Source organism: Rhodothermales bacterium (genome assembly GCA_040221055.1).
Classification (GTDB): domain Bacteria; phylum Bacteroidota; class Rhodothermia; order Rhodothermales; family UBA10348; genus 1-14-0-65-60-17.
Genome location: JAVJVN010000007.1, coordinates 1 through 20,949, shown reverse-complemented (window position 1 = coordinate 20,949; position 20,949 = coordinate 1). Strand labels below are relative to the sequence as shown.

General features: G+C 63.4%; 15 protein-coding genes. 5 read left to right on the top strand and 10 right to left on the bottom strand.

Going from position 1 to position 20,949, the window contains the following annotated elements; translation table 11 throughout:
* Positions 1-73: 73 nt before the first annotated feature.
* On the top strand, positions 74-1,183 hold the full coding sequence (locus RIE53_02490) for a GAF domain-containing protein (GenBank protein MEQ9103546.1): 1,110 nt from the start codon (positions 74-76) through the stop codon (positions 1,181-1,183).
* A gap of 1 nt (position 1,184) precedes the next feature.
* Here the strand turns inward: RIE53_02490 and RIE53_02485 are convergent, their stop codons facing one another.
* Entirely contained in the window at positions 1,185-1,955 is a 771-nt protein-coding gene (locus RIE53_02485) for a LytTR family DNA-binding domain-containing protein (protein ID MEQ9103545.1), read from the bottom strand.
* A 35-nt stretch (positions 1,956-1,990) separates the two neighbouring features.
* Here RIE53_02485 and RIE53_02480 point away from each other — a divergent pair, with 35 nt between their 5' ends.
* Positions 1,991-3,121 carry a histidine kinase gene (locus RIE53_02480; GenBank protein ID MEQ9103544.1) on the top strand — a complete coding sequence of 377 codons (1,131 nt, stop codon included), beginning with the start codon at positions 1,991-1,993 and terminating at the stop codon, positions 3,119-3,121.
* The gene (locus tag RIE53_02475; protein MEQ9103543.1) at positions 3,118-3,960 is read left to right on the top strand and encodes a LytTR family DNA-binding domain-containing protein; all 843 of its coding nucleotides are present in this window, start codon (positions 3,118-3,120) and stop codon (positions 3,958-3,960) included. Before RIE53_02480 ends, RIE53_02475 begins: the two co-directional genes overlap by 4 nt.
* On the opposite strand, the gene RIE53_02470 is transcribed toward RIE53_02475, so the two are convergent.
* The 8 genes from RIE53_02470 to RIE53_02435 form a co-directional block, all read right to left on the bottom strand.
* Positions 3,941-6,412, bottom strand: a complete 2,472-nt coding sequence (locus tag RIE53_02470) for a zinc-dependent metalloprotease (protein ID MEQ9103542.1) — start codon at positions 6,410-6,412, stop codon at positions 3,941-3,943. The genes RIE53_02475 and RIE53_02470 overlap by 20 nt on opposite strands.
* A gap of 326 nt (positions 6,413-6,738) precedes the next feature.
* Positions 6,739-9,156, bottom strand: a complete 2,418-nt coding sequence (locus tag RIE53_02465; protein MEQ9103541.1) for a response regulator — start codon at positions 9,154-9,156, stop codon at positions 6,739-6,741.
* Positions 9,153-9,518 (bottom strand): response regulator, encoded by a 366-nt coding sequence (locus tag RIE53_02460; GenBank protein ID MEQ9103540.1) that lies wholly within the window; start codon positions 9,516-9,518, stop codon positions 9,153-9,155. The genes RIE53_02465 and RIE53_02460 overlap by 4 nt, the downstream gene beginning before the upstream one ends.
* Positions 9,515-11,701: a PAS domain S-box protein gene (locus tag RIE53_02455; protein MEQ9103539.1), complete on the bottom strand. Its 2,187-nt coding sequence runs from the start codon at positions 11,699-11,701 to the stop codon at positions 9,515-9,517. The genes RIE53_02460 and RIE53_02455 overlap by 4 nt, the downstream gene beginning before the upstream one ends.
* Positions 11,701-15,054, bottom strand: coding sequence for a PAS domain S-box protein (locus tag RIE53_02450; GenBank protein ID MEQ9103538.1), 3,354 nt, complete (start codon positions 15,052-15,054; stop codon positions 11,701-11,703). Before RIE53_02450 ends, RIE53_02455 begins: the two co-directional genes overlap by 1 nt.
* Before the next feature lie 15 nt (positions 15,055-15,069).
* Positions 15,070-15,864, bottom strand: coding sequence for a HAMP domain-containing sensor histidine kinase (locus RIE53_02445; GenBank protein MEQ9103537.1), 795 nt, complete (start codon positions 15,862-15,864; stop codon positions 15,070-15,072).
* A complete protein-coding gene (locus RIE53_02440; protein MEQ9103536.1) occupies positions 15,861-16,484 on the bottom strand; it encodes a cobalamin-dependent protein in 624 nt (207 codons plus the stop codon). The genes RIE53_02445 and RIE53_02440 overlap by 4 nt, the downstream gene beginning before the upstream one ends.
* Positions 16,485-16,511: 27 nt before the next feature.
* Positions 16,512-17,591, bottom strand: a complete 1,080-nt coding sequence (locus RIE53_02435) for a hybrid sensor histidine kinase/response regulator (protein MEQ9103535.1) — start codon at positions 17,589-17,591, stop codon at positions 16,512-16,514.
* 171 nt (positions 17,592-17,762) lie between these two features.
* On the opposite strand from RIE53_02435, the gene RIE53_02430 reads away from it, so the two are divergent.
* Positions 17,763-19,115: a Na+/H+ antiporter NhaC family protein gene (locus RIE53_02430; GenBank protein ID MEQ9103534.1), complete on the top strand. Its 1,353-nt coding sequence runs from the start codon at positions 17,763-17,765 to the stop codon at positions 19,113-19,115.
* Positions 19,102-20,289 (top strand): aminotransferase class I/II-fold pyridoxal phosphate-dependent enzyme, encoded by a 1,188-nt coding sequence (locus RIE53_02425; protein MEQ9103533.1) that lies wholly within the window; start codon positions 19,102-19,104, stop codon positions 20,287-20,289. Before RIE53_02430 ends, RIE53_02425 begins: the two co-directional genes overlap by 14 nt.
* 146 nt (positions 20,290-20,435) lie before the next feature.
* Here RIE53_02425 and RIE53_02420 read toward each other — a convergent pair.
* Positions 20,436-20,949 (bottom strand): hypothetical protein (locus tag RIE53_02420; GenBank protein ID MEQ9103532.1); only part of this gene is annotated, 514 nt, incomplete at its 5' end.

Genomic DNA, 20,949 nt, shown 5'->3' with positions numbered 1-20,949 from the left:
CGTGCGACGGCGATTGTGGCGCAACGTCTCCCCCTCTGGAACCGCCCATGCGCACATCCGGTAATGGATCTTCATGAAAACACCACCCCGCCCCCCGGATGAAGCGGCGCGTCAGGCTGCGCTCCGGAAGTACGACATCCTCGATTCGGCTCCCGAACAGATCTACGACGATGTCACGGCGCTCGCCGCCCACATCTGCGACATGCCCATGGCCATGATTTCGTTCGTGGACCAGGACCGGCAGTGGTTCAAGTCCCGGATGGGGGTCGATTACTGGGAAACGCCGCGCAACCACGCGTTTTGCGCGTATACCATCGGGAATGACGGCCCCATGATCGTCGAGAATGCCACGGAAGATGCGCGCTTCGACGAAAATCCGTACGTGACGGGGAATCCGGACCTGCGGTTCTATGCCGGCGCTCCCCTGGTTACGCCCGGCGGATACGCCGTGGGCTCCCTGTGCGTCATGGACAGCCGGCCCGGCTCGCTTCGGTCCGATCAGATCGAAGCGCTCGAGCGGCTGTCCCGCCTGGTGGTGACACAGCTGGAATTACGTGAGGCGGCGCAGAGTATCCGGACGCTTTCGGGCCTCTTGCCCATTTGCGCCGGATGCAAGGACATCCGGGACGACAAGGGGTACTGGCGGGACGTGGAGGAGTACATGGGGGACCACAGTGGGGCCACGTTCACGCACGGACTGTGCCCCGACTGCATGAAGAAGCATTTTCCGGATGCGCCGGAACACGACGGTCCTGGAACCCGGTCAGAAGCGCGGGCCACGGGCATTGGCGGCATTTTCTACAAATCCCGCGACCCGGAGGCTGCGCGGGCCTGGTACGCGGAGTGGCTCGGGCTGAAGACGAACGAGTACGGTTCGCTGTTCGAGTTCCGCGAAGGCGCGAAGCCGCTCCAGAAGGCATACCTGCAGTGGAGCCCCATGCCGGACGACACCACGTATTTCAATCCGTCCACGGCACCGTTCATGGTGAATTTCCGGGTGGAGGGCCTGGAAACGCTGGTCGAGCGCATGCGTGAGGGCGGCGTCACGATCATCGACGACATCCAGGCCTTCGAGTACGGCACCTTTGTGCACATCCTGGACCCGGACGGGAATGCCATTGAGCTCTGGGAGCCGGTGGATAAGGTGTTCACCGACCTGTACGACGGCACGACGAGCATGTAGGTCACAGGAAGCGGTCCAGCACGTGCCGGTACGACCGGCTGAGCGTCAGGCGCTTGCCGGACGAGAGTCGCACCTCATATTCCCCGTTGTAGGTGGGTTGCATGTGGGCAATCCGGTCCACGTTCACGATGGTGGACCGGTGGATGCGCAGGAAGCGCTGCCCGTCCAGCCGGGCTTCCAGCTCCTTCATGGTCTGCCGCAGTACATGCCGCTCGCGGCCCGCGTGCAGGACGACGTAGTTGCCCGAGGCCTCAATCCAGTCCACGTCCTCGGCGCTCACGAATACCATCCGGTCCGTTTCCTGGATGAGGAAGCGCTGGAGGGGTGTCGGCGCGGCGGCGCGGCTCGGCGATGGGTGTTCCGCCGGATCCAGAAGATGCTTCAGCCGGTCCTGCACGGCCGCCAGGTCACCGGGACCGCGGCGGGACACCACCCGGTCCATGGCTTCATGGAATCGATGCGCATCGATGGGCTTCAGCAGATAATCCACGGCGTGCATGGCGAACGCCTGGATGGCGAACGCATCGTGTGCTGTGCAGAAAATGACGGGTGGCATGGCCCGGGGCCCCACGCGCTCCGCCACCTCAAGGCCCATGATCTCCGTGAAAACGACGTCGAACGGTTCGTCCGTCAGGCAGCGGACGGCTTCCTGGACGTCCTGTGCCGTACCGGCCAATGCCACGTCCGGCCGCGTGGCCAGGAGCCCGGCCAGCTGCTCCCGAGCCGCTGCGTCGGGATCCACAATCAATGCACGGAGAATGGTCTTGATCATGCCACAAAATAGCCGTCGGGCCGTTGAACGGAAGCATGACGACGTTTTCCCTCGATCGCCCGTTTGCCACCTGGCGTGCCCGGTGGGCGCTGTTCCTGTTCTGGAACGGGGTGGGTGCCGCCTACCTGGCCCAACACTACGTGGCGTTCCTGATGGGAGTTGCCCGCTTCCCCGACGGCACCGTGTTCTGGACCATGCTCGGGTGGTATCCGTGGATGCTTATAACGCCGCTGGTCTTCGCGGCCGAACGACGGTTTCCGCTCGGCGGCCGGTTGGGCGGGGCTGTCCGGGCCCGACGGGTGGGTGTGCACGCCATGCTGGCCACGGTGGCGTGTGTGCTGGAGGTCGGACTGGTGACGGGAGCCCACGCCATCCACGTGGCCGTGACGGACTTCGAGCTGGATTTGTGGCAGTATTTCCGCGTGGCGCTCATGCGGACCTACTTCGTGGACCTGCTGTTCTGGTTCGTACTCGCCCTCTCCTACGCGTTCGTGCGCCACGTCGTCCAGAAGGAGACCGAACTGGCCGGATTGGAATCGTCCCTCATGTCGGCCCGCCTGCAATCCCTGCGGGAGCGGCTCAATCCGCACGTGCTGTTCAATACCCTCCACGCCATCCAGTCGGAAATGGGTGCGCGCCCGGGCGTGGCCCGCAACATGGTCACCGACCTGGCGGCGTTGCTGCGGCGCTCGCTCAACGAGAAAGCCCCGCCCCGGGTGGCCCTGGGTGCCGAATTGGATCACCTCATGCACTATGTGAACATCGAGCGGCACAGGTTCGGGGACCGGCTCCGGGTGGAGGTGGACGTACCGGAAGCCGTGCGCCACGTGGAGGTACCCGACCTGTTCCTCCAGCCGCTGGTCGAGAATGCCATCCGGTACGGCGTCCTGCCGCGCGCAGACGGTGGTACGGTCCGGATCGGGGCATCGTTGGAGGACGGGAGCAACCGCAATCTCCTGCTCGTGGTGGAGGATGACGGCCCCGGAATTCCTGGAATCCCGGTCGGCCAGCCGGTTAGCCTGGAGCACCTGCCCGTGGCGCCGGGTGTCGGGTTGACGAGCACCGTGGAACGCCTTGAAGGCCTGTTTCCCGGGGCCAGCGTGACCTTCGCGACGTCCCGGATGGGCGGACTGGCCGTACGGGCGCAGATTCCGGGTTCGGCATGATCCACCGCGTGGTCATAGCCGAAGACGAGGTGCCGGCCCGCGAGCATTTGCGCCGGTTGGTCTCGGCGCTCGACGGATTCCAGGTGGTGGCCGTGGCCGCGAACGGGGCCGAAACCATGGACGCCGTGCGCCGCGAAACGCCCGATATCCTGTTGCTGGACATCGAGATGCCGGAAATGACCGGCATGCAGGTGGTGCGTGAACTCGTGGACGCAGCGGATCCCGCCGCCCCGCCGCCACCGGCCGTCGTCTTCGTCACGGCCTGGGATGAGCACGCCATCCAGGCGTTCCGCCTGAACGCCCTCGACTACGTCTTGAAGCCGTTCGAGGACGATCGCGTGGAGGATGCGTTGCGTCACGCCGCGGACATGGTCCGGCGCCGCGAATTGCAGTCGCTCCTGGATCGCCTGGCCGCGTTCACCTCGAAGCCGGACACGGGCAATGCGGCCCAAGCCCACGCGCGAACCCTTGCCCATCCCGATGTCGGAACGCGTCCAACTGGCGCCCAGCCCCCCCTCCAGCGCCTGGCCGTCCGCTCCGTGGGTCGCCTCCGGTTCATTGCCGTCGAAGACATCGAATCCATTCAGGGCGCGGGCGTCTACGTGGACATCCATACCGGCTCGGAAACCGTGGCCCACCGGGACACGCTCGCCCGGCTGGCCGAGCGCCTCCCGGCCGACCACTTCGTGCGCGTCCACCGGAGTGCCATCGTCAACCTGGCGCATGTCCTGCGCGTGGAACAGGGGCGCGGCGGAACGTGCGCGGTCCACATGACGTCCGGCGCCCGGATTCCGGTCAGCCGCACGTACCGCCGCGCCCTCAGGATGGGTCCAACGTAAGCGCAATGCGCCTTAGCAGATCGTCCCGGTGGGCGCGCTCCTCGACGGGCAGGCCGCGGCGCGGCGCATCGGTCAGCTCGGCGCGCGCCCGGGTGAGGTAGTGCACGGCGAGCGCGCGGATATCGGACCGCAGGGTTCCTGCTCCGGTCTGCGCATCCAACCAGGCGAGCCGTTCCACCCAGGCCCGCTGGAGGGCACGATCGTACAGCGCCCCCGACCCGGAGCCCGAGCCGGAACCAGAACCAAGCCCGGCCCACATGCTCTCGTGCAGATGGTCCATGAGTTCCCAAGGCGAAACGGCCCCGGCGCCATCCCGCTCCCGGTATTCGGCCATCCTCATGAGCCGGTCTGGTCGCACAAGCAAATGCAGCACAGCCACTTGCGCGTTCGTGACGGCGTCTGTCGCACCGTCCTGGACCAGGTCCCGCACCACGTCCTCTCGGACCAGCCACGTCGGCGCGCGGAACACATGCTCGTCCAGGAACGCCAGCGATGCCTCCTGCTTCTCCCGTTCCACCGGCGCATATGTGAATGCGCCCGCCTGTCCCTTGACGCGCGGGGTTTCGTACACGCCGCCCACCTGCCGCGCCACGTGTTCCATGTACAGCGTGTAGTGGAAAACGAGCGACTGATAGTATCCGCCCAGCGTCTCGTGGTCCTGTCCCGGCTCGACGGCCCAGTCGGCAAGGGTGTCCATGACCCGGCGCAGGTTCAACACGGCCAGGCCCGATGCCTCCACGGGATTGTCCCCGATATCCTCGCGCTGCGAGCGCGGATCCACCTGTTGGTCAATGCCGGTCTGCCGGCCGTAGAAGTGGACGGGGTTGGTCATGCGTGGGGTCAGCCACGCATTCAGCCGGCGGGCTTCCTCGTCCGCCGTGAGGTCACCCGGAAACCATTTGTAGCCCCACTCCGCGGCATGCCGATCGTACGGGCCTACCATACTCATGAAGGGAACGTGCCGGTCCTCAGGTTGCCGGACATAGTTGAACCGGGAGTAATCCATGATGGAGGGCGAGACACCCATCCGCTCGGTGAACGCCGCCGAGCGCAGGGAGTCGACCGGATAGGCGCTGCTCGCCCCCCAGTTGTGCGGGAAACCCAACGTGTGACCCACTTCGTGGCTGGCCACGTACCGGATGAGTTCGCCCATGACCGTTTCATCCAGGATCGGCTTGCGCGCGGACCGGTCATACCCGGCCGTCTGGATCACAAACCAGTTGCGCAGCAATTCCTGGACATTGTGGTACCACAGGATGTCGCTTTCCAGGATTTCGCCGGAACGCGGGTCGTGCACGTGCGGCCCCTGGGCATTCTGGATGGGATTCGTGATGTACCGGATGACCGAATAGCGCACGTCTTCCGGTGAGAACTCCGGATCCTCCTCCGGCGTCGGGGCATCGCGGGCCAGGATGGCATTGCTGAACCCGGCGGCTTCAAAAGCGGTCTGCCAGTCTTCCACACCTTGTTTCAGATACGGACGCCAGTGCTCCGGCGTGGCCGGATCGATGTAGTACACAATAGGTTTCACCGGGTCCACGAGCTCGCCGCGGGCATAGGCCTCGGGATCGCTGGGCTCCAGGCGCCAGCGCGTCACGAAGTCCCTCGGACGGACGCCCTGGGTTTCCTCGCCGTAGTCAATCTGCTGGCGCGTGTAGAATCCGACCCGCGCGTCGTAAAAGCGCGGTTTCATGGGTTCGCGCGGCAGCACGATCATGGACTGGTTCATTTCCAGCGAAATGGTGGCCGTCGCCTGGTTGCTGGGCGGATTCTCCGCCTCGAACGTCAGCACGTGCCGCACTTCCGTGTTCAGCGGATAGCTGGCCGCCGACAGCACCAGGCTCCGCTCGGGATCGAGCCTGCGCACCTGGCTGGCGGTCCGCAGGCCGCTGGACAACCCGGTGAGCAGCCGGACATCGGTCGTGAACAGCCGTGTGACGTCAATGGTTACCGCCCCGGTCGCCGCGTCCGTGCGTTCAATGGCAAAGGATGCGACGACCGGTTCAAAATGATTTGCCCGCACGGCCTGCGCAATCGGGAGCGTGGAATCGGCCACGGCGTCATACGATGCGTGCCGCAGGTACACCCGGTCATTCATCCGTTCCCACCGGATGACCTGCTGGGAGCGGGCTTTCATGCCGGCACCCCCGAATATCAGATTCTGCGGCATCTTGGCAATCCGGCTCACCAGCAGGACATCCCGGTCGAAGGCCTGGGCAGGGATCTCGAACAGCAACGTGCCATCCGGCTTCTTGTGGGTTCGGATGAACCCGTCATCCCAGGCGGTGGAATCGGGCTCGGCGTCTGCGGCGGCGACGGCCGGGCTGGCCGCCGGTCGCTCTGCAGGCCGCAGCAGGGTACATCCCGATACGAGAAGGAGCAGGACGATGACAGAAGCGGATCCGGAGCGTGCGTGGAAGCATCCGGGCCGGCCGGAAAGGCGGTGGTGCATGACGGGTTTCGGTGGTATTCACAGGACGAGCTTCGCGAGGGGCTGTCGTCAAGGACAGCCGCCTTGCTTGGCCGCGAACCACCGGACCTGATCGGGGACCATGCACGGAAACATACGGGCGTTGTTGTCACGCCCTGGTGGTTCGCGGCCCGGCAAAGGGCAGCGGGGAGCGCCGGTGGGCAGCCGTGGCAGACGGCGTACCCCCAAAGTGCGGCTGCGGTGGTGCCACCCACGCGGCGATCTCCGCATGCACCCCCTTACCGGGCCACCGTGGCCCCGGATGCACCCCTGTTGCAGGTCGACGTCACCGTGTTGCGAACGACATGTCAGCCGGTGCGAAGCGCCCGTGCGACCGTCTGCAGCAATTCGCTGGCGGAATAGGGTTTCTCCAGGAACCAGCTGACGTGGGCACCGCCGTTTCCAAGCACCTCCTGGTTGCCATGGATCCCGCTGGCGGCCACAATGCGGACCTCCGGATCCATGCGGCGGAGGGCCTTTATGAGCGCCGAGCCGTCCATGACCGGCATCATCATGTCGGTCAGGACCAGGTCGATCTCGCTGCGGTGGTCCGCATACACGCCGACCGCCTGGGCACCGTCGTCGGCCGTGATGACCCGGTACCCGAAGGTTTCCAGCGTATGCCGCGTGATGGACAGGATGGACACTTCATCGTCCACCAACAGGATGAGTTCGCCGCTGCCGCGCATGAATTCCTCGTCACCGGCTTCCGTCACCAGTCCCGCTTCCGTGTCTTCGGCGGCCGGAAGGTACACCTTGAACACGCTGCCCCGACCCACCTCGCTGTAGACCGTAATGGTTCCGCCGTGGCTTTTCACAATGGAAAGCGCGGTGGGCAGGCCGAGACCCGTCCCCTCACCGACTTCCTTGGTCGTGAAGAACGGCTCCCACAGCCGGTTGATGACGTCCTCGGACATGCCGGTGCCTTCGTCCGAGACCTCAACCACCACGTATTTCCCGGCCTCGATTTCCGGATTCATGACCGCGTACTGGTCGTCGATGATCACGTTGCGCGTGGTGACCTCAATGGTCCCGCCCTCCGGCATGGCGTCGCGGGCGTTCACGCACAGGTTCAGGACCACCTGGTTGAGCTGTGTGGGGTCGCCCACAATGGGCCACAACTCCCGATCGGTCTCCCGGACAAAGTGGATGCTCTTCGGGAAACTGGTCGCCACGATGGATTCCACCTCCCGGACAATATGGTCCATGAGCAGGGTTACGCGGGCTCCTTCCACGCCGCGGGCAAAGGACAGCACCTGTTTCACAAGGCTCGTTCCACGTTGCGCGCTCTTGCCGATGTTTTCCACCACGGCTTTCAGGCGCGGGGGCAGATCCACCTGGCGCAGCAGGTCCACGCCCATCACAATGGGCGCCAACAGGTTGTTCAGGTCATGGGCAATGCCGCCGGCCAGCGTACCAATGCTTTCCATGCGCTGCGCCCGCAGGAATTGCTGTTCCAGTTTCTTCCGATCCGTGACATCCATGTTGATGGAGAGGATGGACCGGGGCACCCCGTCGTCGTCCCGGACCAGGGTCCAGCGCGCATTGATGGTCAGCCGTGTGCCCGACCGGGTCACCTGTTCGATTTCGCCCGACCATTCTCCGGTGGCCAGGGTGGCCTGGGTCGCCTCGTGAAAGGCCGCTGGGTCGGCGTAAATGAGATCGCCCACAGGCCGCCCCGTCGCCTCCTCGGCGGTCCAGCCGTAGAGCGTTTCGGCACTCTTGTTCCAGTACAGCACACGGTGGTCCAGGTCCCGGACCAGGATGGCATCGTGGGCCTTGTCCAACAGTGCGGCCTGTTCGGCAATCCGAAGCTCCGCCTCCCGCTGCTCCGTGATGTCGGTGGCCGTGCCCACCACGCGGTACACGACGCCCCGTTCATTGGAGATCGGAAACGCCCGATCCCGGATCCATCGGATGCTCCCGTCGGGACGCAGAATCCGGTAGGTTTCGTCGTACTCGCCCGTGACCTGCTTGGTATTCGATGCCCGGATGACCCGATCCCGATCGTCGGGGTGCAACGCATCTATCCAGTTCCGGGGCTCCTTGTACAGACTGGCACAGCTGCGCCCCCATATCGTCTCGTACGCCGGTGAAATGTAGTGCATGGTCCCCTTGTCGGGGTCGGAAATCCAGAACACCTCCTCGATATATTCGGCCAGCTGACGGAACCGCTGTTCGCTCTCCCGGAGCGACGCTTCGACCGCACGGCGCACCTCCAGATCGGCCTGCAGGGCCGCGTTGGCCTCCTCCAGTTCGAGGGATTTCTCCTCCAGTTTCCGGATGAGGCTTTCACTGTACACCTTGAACAATGCACCCTCACCAACCGGGTCTCCTGTTCCCGGCTCCTGGACACCGGACTGACTCGCGACCTCACCGATGATCCGGATGAACTCCTCCGGCTCCGTCGGCTTCAGCAGGAAGGCATCGGCTCCCATTTCAAGGGCCAGTTTCCGGTCGCTGTCCTCGGTATAGGTGGCCGTGTAAACAACGAACGGGATCTCCTTGAGCGCCTCGTCCCGTTTCCATCGACGAAGCAACGTGTATCCGTCCATGACCGGCATGAGCAGGTCCGAAATCACCAGGTCCGGTGGTCGTTTCCGGGCTTTAACGAGCGCTTCCGCACCGTGCACGGCTGTAACGACCTCGTACCCGCTTCCCTGCAGCAGGGCCTGCAGCATGTAGAGGTTGTCTTCCTTGTCGTCGACAATCAGGATGTGCTTCATGACACTTGGAACCGGGCTAATTCCTGAACGAACGTGTCCGGGTCAATGGGCTTCTCAATGTAACCGGTGCACCCGGCCTCGAGGGCCTTTTCCCGGTCCCCGCCCATGGCATACGAGGTGACTGCCACCACCGGTGTCTGCGAAAGGATATCCTCCCGGCGCAACTCGCGCGCCACCTGGTATCCGTCCATGGACGGCAACTGGATATCCAGCAGGATGAGATCCGGCTTCAGCGCACGGGCCATCTCGATTCCGGTTGGGCCGTCAACGGCTTCGTGCACCCTGTACCCGTTCTTTTCCAGCAGATACGTGGCCAGATACCGGTTCTGTTCATTGTCTTCTATGAGCAGGATGGTCTTCATTCGAGCGGCAGTTCCAGGGTGAATGTGCTTCCTTCGTTCCACGTGCTCTGCACCGAAATGTCCCCGCCAAGCAGATCGGCCAGGCGCCGGCAGATGGCCAGGCCGAGGCCGGTCCCTTCGTGTTGGCGACCCAGGCCGGTATCCACCTGGTGGAACGGTTTGAACAGCGTGTCCAGGTCCTCTGCCTTGATGCCGATGCCGGAATCCTGGACAACCACCACCAACGTACCGTCTCCGGAATGGGCATGCACGCGCACGAATCCCGAATCCGTGAATTTGATGGCATTGTTCAGCAGGTTGATGAGGATTTGCCGGACGCGGCGCTCGTCGCTTTCGATTGCCCCGATGGATGCGTCCATGTCCAGGCGCAGGTCGAGCCCCTTCCGGGTCGCCATCGGTTCGACTGAGGCCACCACGCGCGGAAGCAGCTCCCGGAGGTCGAACGGCCCCCGCTCCACGGTAATCTGACCGGCTTCGATCTTCGAAATATCCAGTACGTCGTTGATCAGTTCCAGCAGATGGCGGGCGCTGGCCTGCACCATGCCCATCTGCTTGCGCTGCTCGGCATTCAGTTTGCCGGCCAACCCCTGGAGCAGGATGCCCGTGAACCCGATGATGGAGTTCAACGGGGTCCGCAATTCGTGGGACATGGTAGCCAGGAAGGCCGACTTCATGTTGTCCGCCTGCTCGGCCGCCACGAGGGCCGTGCGCAGTTCCGCCGTGCGGTCGGCGACCTTTGCCTCCAAAGACAGATTGAGCGCCCGCAGCTCCTCCTCCATCTTCAGCCGGTCGGAAATATCAATCCCCACACCCACCAGGCAGGGCATGTCGTTGAAGACCACCCGCCGACCCGTGAAGAAAAACGGCGTCTTGGTTCCATCCTTGCTCAGGAACGGCGCCTCGACGGAGGACAATCCGTTCACGAACACCTGCTCTATCCGGGATGCCAGCAGTTGCTTGTCCGATTCCTCGAAGAAATCCAGCGGATGCATGTGGGCCAGTTCCTCGGCCGAGTACCCCGAAACGGTCTCGAAATTCCGGTTCCAGCGCATGAGATGTCCTTCGAGGTCATAGAAATACAGGATCCCCGGCATGCTCTCGATCATGGAGTCCGAGAACCGTTGCTCTTCTGCGGCGAGTTCCTGGGCCTCATTCCGTTCCAGCGTGCGCTGGATGATGTCCAATGCGAAGGAAATATCCGTTCCCACTTCTTCCAACAAGCGCAATTCCCGCTCCTGGAAAAAGCCCGATGCAGCCGAATACACGCTGAGCACGCCCCAGTCCGTGTCGGCATGCCGGATGGGAAAGAACGCCGCGGACCGGAAGCCCCGTTCGCGGATATCCGCCCTCCACGGCCGCATGGCCGCCTCGGCTTCGAGGTCGTTGCATACGTACCGGTCCCGGGTGCTTTCCAACGTGACCAAGGGTGTATGCCCGTTCAGTACCGAAATCGGTTCCACCGTTCCGTCGTCGGCTTTCCGGCCGACCCAGGCAAGGTCAACACGGCCATGGTCCACCAATACACTGCACACTTCCCGGAGAAACTCGTCCCGATCGGCCGCTATCACCATGGCCTGATTAATCCGGCTGCGCGCCTCATGCAGGCGGTTCAGCCTCCGGATTTCGTGCTCGAAGGCCAGCCGTTCACTGATGTCCCGCAGGATGAATGTGAGGATAGGCCGATCGCCGGCGAACGATTGGGCAATGGACGCCTCCACGGGAAACCGTGTGCCGTCCGGGCGGATGCCCTCGGCCACATACCGGGTGGCCTTCGCGTGCCCGGCCGGTTTGCTGAAGAACGCACTGAACGGCTTCCCGATGGCGTTGTCGGCCGGGCATTCGAACAGCCGCTCGGCCGTCTCATTGAATATCCGGATGATGCCCTCCGCGTCGACCGCTACAATGGCATCCATGGCCGTCCCGACCACGGTCCGCAGGGCATCCTGACTCATTCGGATGCGCCGCAGGGCGTCTCCTACAAGCACGAACAACATAATGGACGTGGCCAGCACGAAGAACCAGCCCTTGTACTGGCTCCATCGCACGACCGATGCGGCATCATCGAACAGGACATCCAGGAACGCATCGGACAGCCAGATCCACAGGACAGACACGACGAAATAGATGCCTGCAATCCGCCAGGCTTTCGCATCGTACCCGATCTGTTTCAGTGCGTGCAGCATCAATCGGAATCCAGTACCTCCCTCACCAGCGTCAGCAGCCGACCGGCCGTGAACGGTTTTTCCAGGAAATGCCCGACGCCGGCACTGGTGGCCTTCGCCACGTTTCCGCTCCCGTAGAGTCCGCTCGACGCTATGATTTTTGCCGTCTCATCCATGCGCCGGACGGCCTTGATGAGGGCCGATCCGTCCATGGCGGGCATGCGCATGTCCGTGATGACCAGCGCAACGGACTGGCGGTTCATGGCGTAGAGCCCGATGGCCTGTGCACCGTCTTCGGCCGTGATGACGCGGTATCCGTACGTCTCCAGCGTGTGGCGTGTGATGGTCAGGATGGAGAGTTCGTCGTCCACGACCAGGATCTGCTCGCCGTTGCCGCGCGGGAAGGATTCGGTCACTTCATCCGGTGCTTCGGTGGCCGTGCCGTCACCCTGCACGGGGAGGTATACATGGAACGTACTGCCTCTGCCAGGCTCGCTGTACACGTTCATGAACCCGCCGTGGCTGCGCACAATGCCCAGGACCGTGCTCAGGCCCAGGCCGGTCCCCTTCCCGACCTCCTTGGTGGAGAAGAACGGTTCGAATATGCGCTCCTGAACATCCGCCGTCATCCCGATGCCTTCGTCCACGACCTCAAGGACCACATAACGCCCGGGCCGGACATCGTGGTTCATGACGGCGTACTGGGCATCGACCTCAACATTCTCCGTGGAAATGGTGACCGTACCGCCGTCCGGCATGGCGTCGGCTGCATTCAGCGCCAGATTCAGTACGACCTGGTTAAGCTGCGTGGGGTCACCCAGTACGGGCCACAGATCGAGGGCGGTGGAGCGGGTAACCCGGACGTTCCGCGGCATACTGGTTCCGACCATGGACTCAACCTCGCGCACCACCTGGTCCAGGAAGAGCGTGACGCGTGCACCGTCCACGCCCCGGGCAAACGACAGGACCTGACGGACCAGGTGTGAGCCCCGCTGCACACTCTGCCGCATGCTTTCAATGACCTTAAGGCGGCGCTCATCGGATTCTCCGTCCTTCAGGATATCCACGCCCATCATGATGGGCGACAACAGGTTGTTCAAGTCGTGGGCAATGCCGCCGGCCAGCGTTCCAATGCTTTCCATCCGCTGGGCCCGGAGGAATTGCTGCTCCAGATGCTTTTTCTCGGTGATGTCGGTATTGATGGCCAGGATGGACTGCGGTCGCCCGTCGCCGTCCCGCAGGAGCGTCCAGCGACCCTGGACCGTGATTTCCCGTCCGTCCTGGGTGATCTGGTCCAACTCCCCGGACCATTCTCCGGCACTCAGGGTGGTTTCGGTTGCCGCCCGGAACGCGGTCGGATCCGAATACAGCAGCTGTTCAATGGATTGTCCGATGGCTTCTTTCGCGGTCCACCCGTACAGGGTTTCCGCGCTGCGATTCCAGTACACGATGGTATGATCCAGTTCGCGGACCAGGATGGCATCGGTCGCCTTGTCCAGCAGCGCCGCCTGTTCGCGCAACTTGCGTTCCGACTCCCGCCGCACCGTGACGTCCTGCTTGATGGCAATGAACTGCGCGATTTCCCCGGTGGCATCCCGAACCGGGGTGATGGTCATTTCCTCGCTAATCAGGGAGCCATCCGTTCTCCGGTTTATGATTTCCCCACTCCACACGTTGCCGGCCAGAATGGTCTCCCACATGTCCTCAAAGAACGCCTTGTCGTGCAGTCCCGAGCCTATGAGATCGCCGGGCTTCCGTCCGGTGACGTCCTCCTCTTCCAGTCCATACGTCATGGCGAACGAAGGATTCACCCAGATGAGCCTGCCGTCCCGGTCCGTGATGGCAATGCTGTTGGCGGCGGCTTCAAGTGCTGCGCGCTGCAACCGGAGTTGCTGCTCGTCCTCGTACTGTTTCGTGATGTCGCGGAAATACACCGCCAACCCTTCTTCCGACGGATATGCGTTGGCCTCAAACCACCTGCCGAGCGGAGGATAATGCTGGATGAAATGCCTGGACACCCCCTCCCGCATGGCCCGGTTGTACTCGATATCGGACTCGGTTCCAACCGCTTCCGGAAACTCGTCCCAGATCATGGTGCCCAGCAATTCGCCCCGTTCCCGGTGCAGGAGGCGCTCTGCTTCCGCGTTGATGTACGTGAAGCGCCAGTTCCGGTCCAGGGTGAAGAACGCATCGGTAATGCTCTCCAGGATGGTTTTCAGGCGTCGTTCCAGCCGCTTGGTCTCGTGGATGTCGATGGCCGTCCCGAACCAGTGCGAAATCCGTCCCCCCTCGTCCCGGATGGGGCTTGCATGGACCTGCAGCCATCGGTACTCCCCGGTGTGGTGCCGCAGACGCATTTCGTTGGTGTAGGAAGACGATGCGGCATGTGCCCGGTCCCAGACCATCTGGCCGGTCTTCATGTCGTCGGGATGCACGAATTTCTGCCAGTTCTGGATGTCGCCCTCTTCCTTGTCTGCGCCGGTGAAGGTCAGGAACGAGCTGTTCGCAAAATCCACCTCGCCCTCGGGATCGGCGGTCCACACGTGGATGGGAAGCGCCTCGGAGACCTGTCTCAGGCGTGCCTCGAGGGCGGCTACGGACTCTTCGGACCATTTCCGGTCCGTGATGTCCCGGACCGTTCCGGTCAGGCGCACCGGCGTGCCCGCATGGTCCAGTTCCAGTTCTCCGAGTTCATGGACCCAGCGCATGGAACCGTCCGGCCGGACTATCCGGTGTTCAATGTCCAGTGCGATCTCCCCGTGCAGCGCGGCATCCTGCGCCTTGAGCATCATGGCCCGATCGTCCGGATGGACCGTAGCGAGGAAAGCCTCGAATGTGGCGCCGAAGGCATCCGGTGTCAGCCCGAATATCCGGTATACCTCTTCCGACCAGGAGAGCTCGCCGGCGACCATGTCCAGCTCCCAACTCCCCAGCTGGGCAATCCGCTGCGCACGCGCCATGAGGCTTTCACTCTTGCGCAGACGTTCGGTCAGTTCCTGTTGGCGCATGTGCAGCCTGACGCGGGCAACCAGTTCATGGTTGTCAATGGGCTGGACAATGTATCCGTCGGCGCCCACGTCCAGTCCCTCCGCAGCGTGGCCCGACTCGGTCTTCTGACTGCTCAGGAAGACCACCGCGGTGTACTTCAGTGCCTCGTCGGCCCGTATTTGGCGCAGGACCTCCAGGCCGTCGATGTCCGGAAGCACCACGTCGAGCAGGACGAGTTGGGGGCGGAGGTCGCGGATGTGACGCAGCGCCTCGTTTCCGTTGGTGGCCGACGCCGTGGTCCAGCCTGCCTTTTCCAGGACACGGACCGTGGCTTTCAGCGCGTGGGGGTTGTCATCAACAACGAGGATATGTAGGGGGTCTGACATCCAGAGGGGCCATGTTCAACGGGGTTGGTTGCGAGGCAGGCTGAACGAAAATGTGGATCCCACCCCCGGGGTGCTCTCCACATGTACATGGCCCCCATGGCCTTCCACAATACGCTTCACGATCGCCAAGCCAAGCCCGGTGGAGGGTTCTCCATCCGTGGGCTGGACGCTGGTCTGACCGAACGCCAGGAACAGCTTCGGCAACTCATCCGCCGGGATGCCCGGTCCTTCGTCCGTCACGCGGACGGTGGCCCGGTCGTCGTCTGCCCGAATGGCAACAGACACCTTCGTTCCGGGCGGCGAGAACTTGATGGCGTTCGACAGGAGATTCGTGAACACCTGTCCGATCTTGCCGGGATCGGCTTCCACCACGACAGGGGATGCGGCATCCCCGTTCGCTACGGCACACTCAATCCGGATATCCTTCCGGGTCGCGAGCACGCTGTTCATCTGTGCCATCCTGTGCGTCAGCGCACACAGGTCCACAGGTTCCGTCTCCAGAACCAGGTGACCGGACTCGATCACGGTCACGTCAAGAAGCTCTTCCACCAACTGCAGCATAAAGCGGCTTGTGGTCTTTATGGTGGTTACGAATTCCTTCTGTTCGTCATCAAGCAGGTGACCTGCTTCATCCTCCAGGAAGGAACTGTAACTCAGGATTACGCCGAGGGGGCCGCGTAAATCATGCGCCGCCATACCCAGAAAACGATTTTTGTCCGCATTCAACGACACAAGCTCCGCATTTTTTTTGGCGAGGTCCCGTTGGAGGTTCGCCAACTCGTTGTTTATGCGGGTGAGTTCGTCCATCATGAGACCCACCTTTCGGCCAATTCAACGGCTTTATCGGCGTTTTCAGCGCATCCGTCGGCGCCCAGGCTTCGCCAGAGATCCGGGTCCTGCGTGAAGGGCCACCCTCCGACCATGACCTTGGGGCCGGGCGTCGCGCGGAGCGCATCCACCATTTCCTTGACCCGCTTCACGTTCCTGCTCATGGTGGCCGAAATGGCAACGACGTCGGCCTTCCGCTCCCGGACCGTCCGGACCACGTCCGGGGCCGGAGTGTTGGCGCCCAGGTAATAGGTGTCCCATCCCGCCATCTCGAAAAAGTCGGCCACCATGCGGATGGGCAGTTCGTGCAATTCACCGGCCACACTCGTGGCTACCAGGGTCTTCCCGCGACGGGCCACGGAAAAGATGTGCGGATAGAGTTGCGACATGATGAGTTGCGTCGCCGCCGTGCAGTAGTGCTCCTCGGCAACCGAGAGTTCGCCTTCGGACCAGAGTCGGCCGACTTCGTACTGCGACGTGCGGAAGACGTTCAGGTAGATGTCCCGCACCGGGACACGACCCGTGTTTACCGCATTGAGTACGAGATTGCTGGCACCGTGACGGTCGCCCGACCGGAGCGCGGTCAGGAATTCAGCGGCCATGGCGTCGAGGGGGGTGGAGGTGACCATCTACTGGCCTCCCCGAACGAACCCCACATGCACACGCGTGCCTTCGTCCGGCGCACTGTCTATTTCAAACGACGCCCCGGCATTGCCGGCAATCCGCTGGACCAGGAACAGCCCGAGGCCCAGGCCCTGCTGCTCGAATTTCCTGCGGTCGAACTGCTTGAATGCCCCGACCTCGCGGATCTGGTCCCGGGACATGCCCCGGCCCTCGTCGGTAACCGTCAACACGCCGTCGGCCGCGAGCGTGACGCGAATGAGCGTTCCGGGTGGCGAATACACGCATGCGTTTTCCACGAGCTCTTCCGTGATGAGCGTGACATCGGCCGCCAAGCCCTGTATGGACGTGTCGGCCAGCCGGATTTCCAGGTCCCGTTGGCGGGCATGCCGCTTGGCCGCGGCTTCAATGCCGGTCTGCACGGCCTTCTTCAGGCGTTCGTGCGCCAGGTCCGGAAGTACCTGCTCGGCCGGCGAGGTCTGCTCCAGGTTCAGGGCCGTGAAATAGTTGTTCAGCGTGCGGTGCAGACGCCATCCGGCCTGCTGCATTTCGACGAGGAACTGTTCGGTGTCCTCCGGGGAGAGCGGCGCATCCTTGTCCCGGAGCAACTCGACAATACCGAGGATACCGGCGAGCGGCGTGAAGAACTCGTGTGGCAGCGTGGAGCGCAGGTTGGTCCGGACGGATTTGGCGGCATCCTGGGCCAGCTTCCGGTGCACTTCCGCCCGGTGCAGGCGCGCCTCGACCGTTTTCAGCAGCTCTTTTTGCCCGAACGGCTTGACGAGGAAATCGTCCGCGCCCACCTCCATGCCCGTCCGAGGCTGGATGTCGCGCGTATTCCCGGTCATGAGCACGAACTGGATATGAGCCGTCGTGGGTTCGGCACGCACCGCCCTCAGGACTTCCCAGCCGTTCATGCCCGGCATGTTCACGTCGCACAGGATGACATCCGGTACATTGTTGTGGGCCAATTCCAGGCCTTCCGCCCCTCCGCTCGCCGTCAGGGCTTCATATCCGGCATTTTCCAGCGTGAACCCGAACGTGGACAGGATCGGCTCGTCGTCGTCTATGATGAGAATGGTATGCATTGGGGGTGTTATCGGCCGGTGGCCACGGGAGTTGAAATGGGGCGGGTTGTGCAAGTTCCGATTCGCCCATTTGGGGGCAGACGTTTATTTTCCTGCCCGCCCAACCCGAAGAGGTACCCGCTGAAATTCATCCACGCCCTGCTCCCCATTCTGGTCCTGACGGTGCTCATCGTGCTCGGGCTCATCGTGGGACCGCTGGCGTTCGGATTGCCTTCGGCGCCCCTGGAGATCCTGTTCGTGCTGGCAGCGGCCTTCGCCGTCGGGCATCTGGTGGTCATCGGCGTGCCGTACGCGGATATCCAGGCGTCCGTGGTCCGGAAACTGGCGTCCGCCCTGCCGGCCTTTTTCATCCTGTTCACCATCGGGATCATCATTGCGGCGTGGATGATCAGCGGCACGATCCCCATGCTGGTCTACTGGGGGCTTGAACTGGTCAGCCCGGCCTTCCTCTACGTGACGTGCTTCCTGGTCCCGATTGTGTTTTCGCTGCTCACCGGTACATCGTGGGGGTCGGTCGGCACGGTGGGCGTCGTTTTGATCGGCATTACGGGGGTACTTGACGCGGACCTCGGCATTGCCGCCGGCGCCATCATCGGCGGCGCGTACTTCGGCGACAAACTGTCTCCGCTGTCCGATACCACCAACATGGCCGCGCTGGCCACGGGCGTCGACCTCTACGACCACATCCGATCCATGATGGTGACGACGCTGCCGTCGGCCGTGCTGGCGGCCGTGGCGTTCACGGTGCTCGGGTTCACGCATGGCGCGACGGTGGCGGTTGGCGGCGCGGACGTCATTGGCCCCTTCATGATCAGCCTCCGGACGCTCTTCGAGTTCAATATCCTGCTGCTGCTGCCGCCCGTCATCGTGTTGGTGGGCTCGGCGATGAGGAAACCCATCATTCCCGTCCTGATTTCGAGCGTGATCGTCGCCGCTGTGGAAGCCGCCATCTTCCAGCAGTATGCCGTCATCGACATCCTGATTGCCATGAACCGGGGTTTTTCGGTGGACATGGCGACGTGGGCCGCCGAGCCGCTGCCCGCCGTGGCAGCACTCGTCAACCGAGGCGGCCTCTACTCCATGTCCGAAGCCATCTTCGTGGCGTTCCTCATCTTCTTCTTCATCGGGGCCATCGACACCATCAACGCCATGCCCACGGTGGTCAACCGCGTCTTCGCCTTCGCCCGGACGCGCAGCACCACCATCCTCTCCGCGCTCGGCGCCAGCGCCCTCACCAATGCGCTGACATCGAATCAGTACGCCACCAGCTTCATTGTCGGCGATGCGTTCGTCCCCCGTTTCCGCACCCTGCGCATCCCCGCGAAAGTCCTGTCCCGTTCCATCGATGACTACGGCACCATGATCGAGAGCATTGTCCCCTGGCATGCCAGCGCGGTGTTCATGGTCGCCACGCTCGGCGTTCCGTGGGCCGCCTACTGGCCGTGGCAGCTCATGACCCTCATCAACCTGGTAGTGGCCGCCCTGCTCGCCATCACCGGAATAGAAAAACATGCCTCATCTTGATACCGATCTCCAGCATCTCGGCGAGGATCGCCAGGCGCAGGCCGGCGCCGTCGTGCCGCCCATGCACCTGTCCTCGCTGTTCACCTTCGAATCGTGGGATGCCATAGATGCGGCCTTCGCCGACCGCGTGAACACGCCCATCTACTCGCGCCAGGCCAACCCCACCACACAGATCGTGGAGCACAAGCTGGCCCGGCTGGCGGGTGCCGAGCGGGCGCGGCTCTTTGCAAGTGGCATGGCTGCCATTACAGCCGCTGTCCTGCATTTTGTTGATGCGGGAGATCACGTGGTGGTGGTGAAGAACGTATACGGACCTGCAAACAATCTCCTGCGGGGCTACCTGGCCAGTAAGATGGGGCTGCAGACCACATTCGTCGGCGGCGAGGACATCGCCGAGTTCGCCGATGCGCTCCAGGACAACACCCGACTCATCTACCTGGAAAGCCCGTCCTCCGCCGTGTTTTCGTTGCAGGACATTGCCGCGGTGACAGCGTTGGCCCGGGAGCGGGGCATTGCGACCGTCATCGACAACACGTGGGCCACGCCGCTTTACCAGCGGCCGCTGGAGCTCGGCGTGGATCTCGAAGTCCACTCCGTGTCCAAGTACCTGGCGGGCCACAGCGACATGGTTGCGGGAGTGGTCATGGGCTCGGCGACGCATCTGGAAGCCATGGCGCCACTGGAGGGCGAGTTGATTGGAGGCGCCATTTCGCCGTTTGCCTCCTGGTTGCTGTTGCGCAGCCTGCGCACCTTCCCCGTGCGGATGGAACGACACGTTACGAGCGCCCGCCGCGTTGCGGAATTCCTGGAGGCCCACGGGCGGGTCCGGCGCGTGCGGTGGCCCGGGTTGCCGAGCCATCCCCAGTACGCCCTGGCCTGCCGCCAGATGTCCGGGTTCACGGGGCTCATGGGCTTCGAGATCGATACGGATGACGTGGCGGTCATGAAGCGGTTCGTGGGTGCGCTGCGACTGTTCCAGCTCGGCGTATCGTGGGGCGGACACGAGAGCCTGGTCTATGCCCCCGCCATCAGCTATCTGCGCGAGCTCCCGCCCGAACGTTTCGCCGCCCTGGGGATTTCCGTGTCCGACATCCGGATTTCCGTGGGGCTCGAGCACGTGGACGACCTGATTGCCGACCTGGTGGCCGCCTTTTCCGAAGCGTTTTCAGGCTGAATTCCGGACGGTTGAAATGTAACCTGGCAGGTTACATTTTTATACCCGCTCGACGCGCAAAAGAAAAGGGCGGCACCCTCGCGGGTGCCGCCCTTCCTGTCTGGTGCCTGCGTTAGCAGCGTTCCGGTGCAGGCATTCAGTTGATCTTAGTTGTTCGTGATCGTGTAGGTGACCGTGCGGGTGTAGCTGTCCGGGTCGGCGTCGACTGTGGCTACGGCTTCGTAGTTCAGCGAGAGACCCGTTCCACGGACCTGCGTGATGCCGGTGACCAGGTTGACGGCCGTCTCGGAGAGTGCCTGCTTGCCTTCCGACTCGGCGCCCTCGGGAGCGGCCATCGTGGCGTTCAGCGTGAGGCCGGTCGGCATGGCCGCGTCGAGCTCGGCGGTGATCTTCTTGTCGGTACCGTTCGTGGTCACGTTGTAGGAGCTGGATGCCGTGGCGGCGTCCGGGGCCTGGCCGGCAGTCGCCGCGTTGATGGTCATCGAGATGTTGCCGGTCACGGCGATCACCGCGATTTCAGCGACGTTGATGGACACATTCTGCGTGGCCGTGTTGGACTGCGCGGAAGCGGTCGTGGCGGCGAAGGCGAAGGTCAGGGCGAAGGCGAGAGCGAAGAAGTTTTTCATGGCGTTGTTCGTGGTCTTGAAGAGGGTGTGTGTT

Bases quoted from the DNA above. Each gene is read 5' to 3' on its own strand.
- RIE53_02465 (MEQ9103541.1), bottom strand. From the start codon at position 9,156: ATGAAGCACATCCTGATTGTCGACGACAAGGAAGACAACCTCTACATG.
- RIE53_02475 (MEQ9103543.1), top strand. From the start codon at position 3,118: ATGATCCACCGCGTGGTCATAGCCGAAGACGAGGTGCCGGCCCGCGAG.
- RIE53_02490 (MEQ9103546.1), top strand. From the start codon at position 74: ATGAAAACACCACCCCGCCCCCCGGATGAAGCGGCGCGTCAGGCTGCG.
- RIE53_02450 (MEQ9103538.1), bottom strand. From the start codon at position 15,054: ATGTCAGACCCCCTACATATCCTCGTTGTTGATGACAACCCCCACGCG.
- RIE53_02435 (MEQ9103535.1), bottom strand. From the start codon at position 17,591: ATGCATACCATTCTCATCATAGACGACGACGAGCCGATCCTGTCCACG.
- RIE53_02460 (MEQ9103540.1), bottom strand. From the start codon at position 9,518: ATGAAGACCATCCTGCTCATAGAAGACAATGAACAGAACCGGTATCTG.
- RIE53_02470 (MEQ9103542.1), bottom strand. From the start codon at position 6,412: ATGCACCACCGCCTTTCCGGCCGGCCCGGATGCTTCCACGCACGCTCC.
- RIE53_02440 (MEQ9103536.1), bottom strand. From the start codon at position 16,484: ATGGCCGCTGAATTCCTGACCGCGCTCCGGTCGGGCGACCGTCACGGT.
- RIE53_02480 (MEQ9103544.1), top strand. From the start codon at position 1,991: ATGACGACGTTTTCCCTCGATCGCCCGTTTGCCACCTGGCGTGCCCGG.
- RIE53_02455 (MEQ9103539.1), bottom strand. From the start codon at position 11,701: ATGCTGCACGCACTGAAACAGATCGGGTACGATGCGAAAGCCTGGCGG.
- RIE53_02445 (MEQ9103537.1), bottom strand. From the start codon at position 15,864: ATGATGGACGAACTCACCCGCATAAACAACGAGTTGGCGAACCTCCAA.
- RIE53_02425 (MEQ9103533.1), top strand. From the start codon at position 19,102: ATGCCTCATCTTGATACCGATCTCCAGCATCTCGGCGAGGATCGCCAG.
- RIE53_02485 (MEQ9103545.1), bottom strand. From the start codon at position 1,955: ATGATCAAGACCATTCTCCGTGCATTGATTGTGGATCCCGACGCAGCG.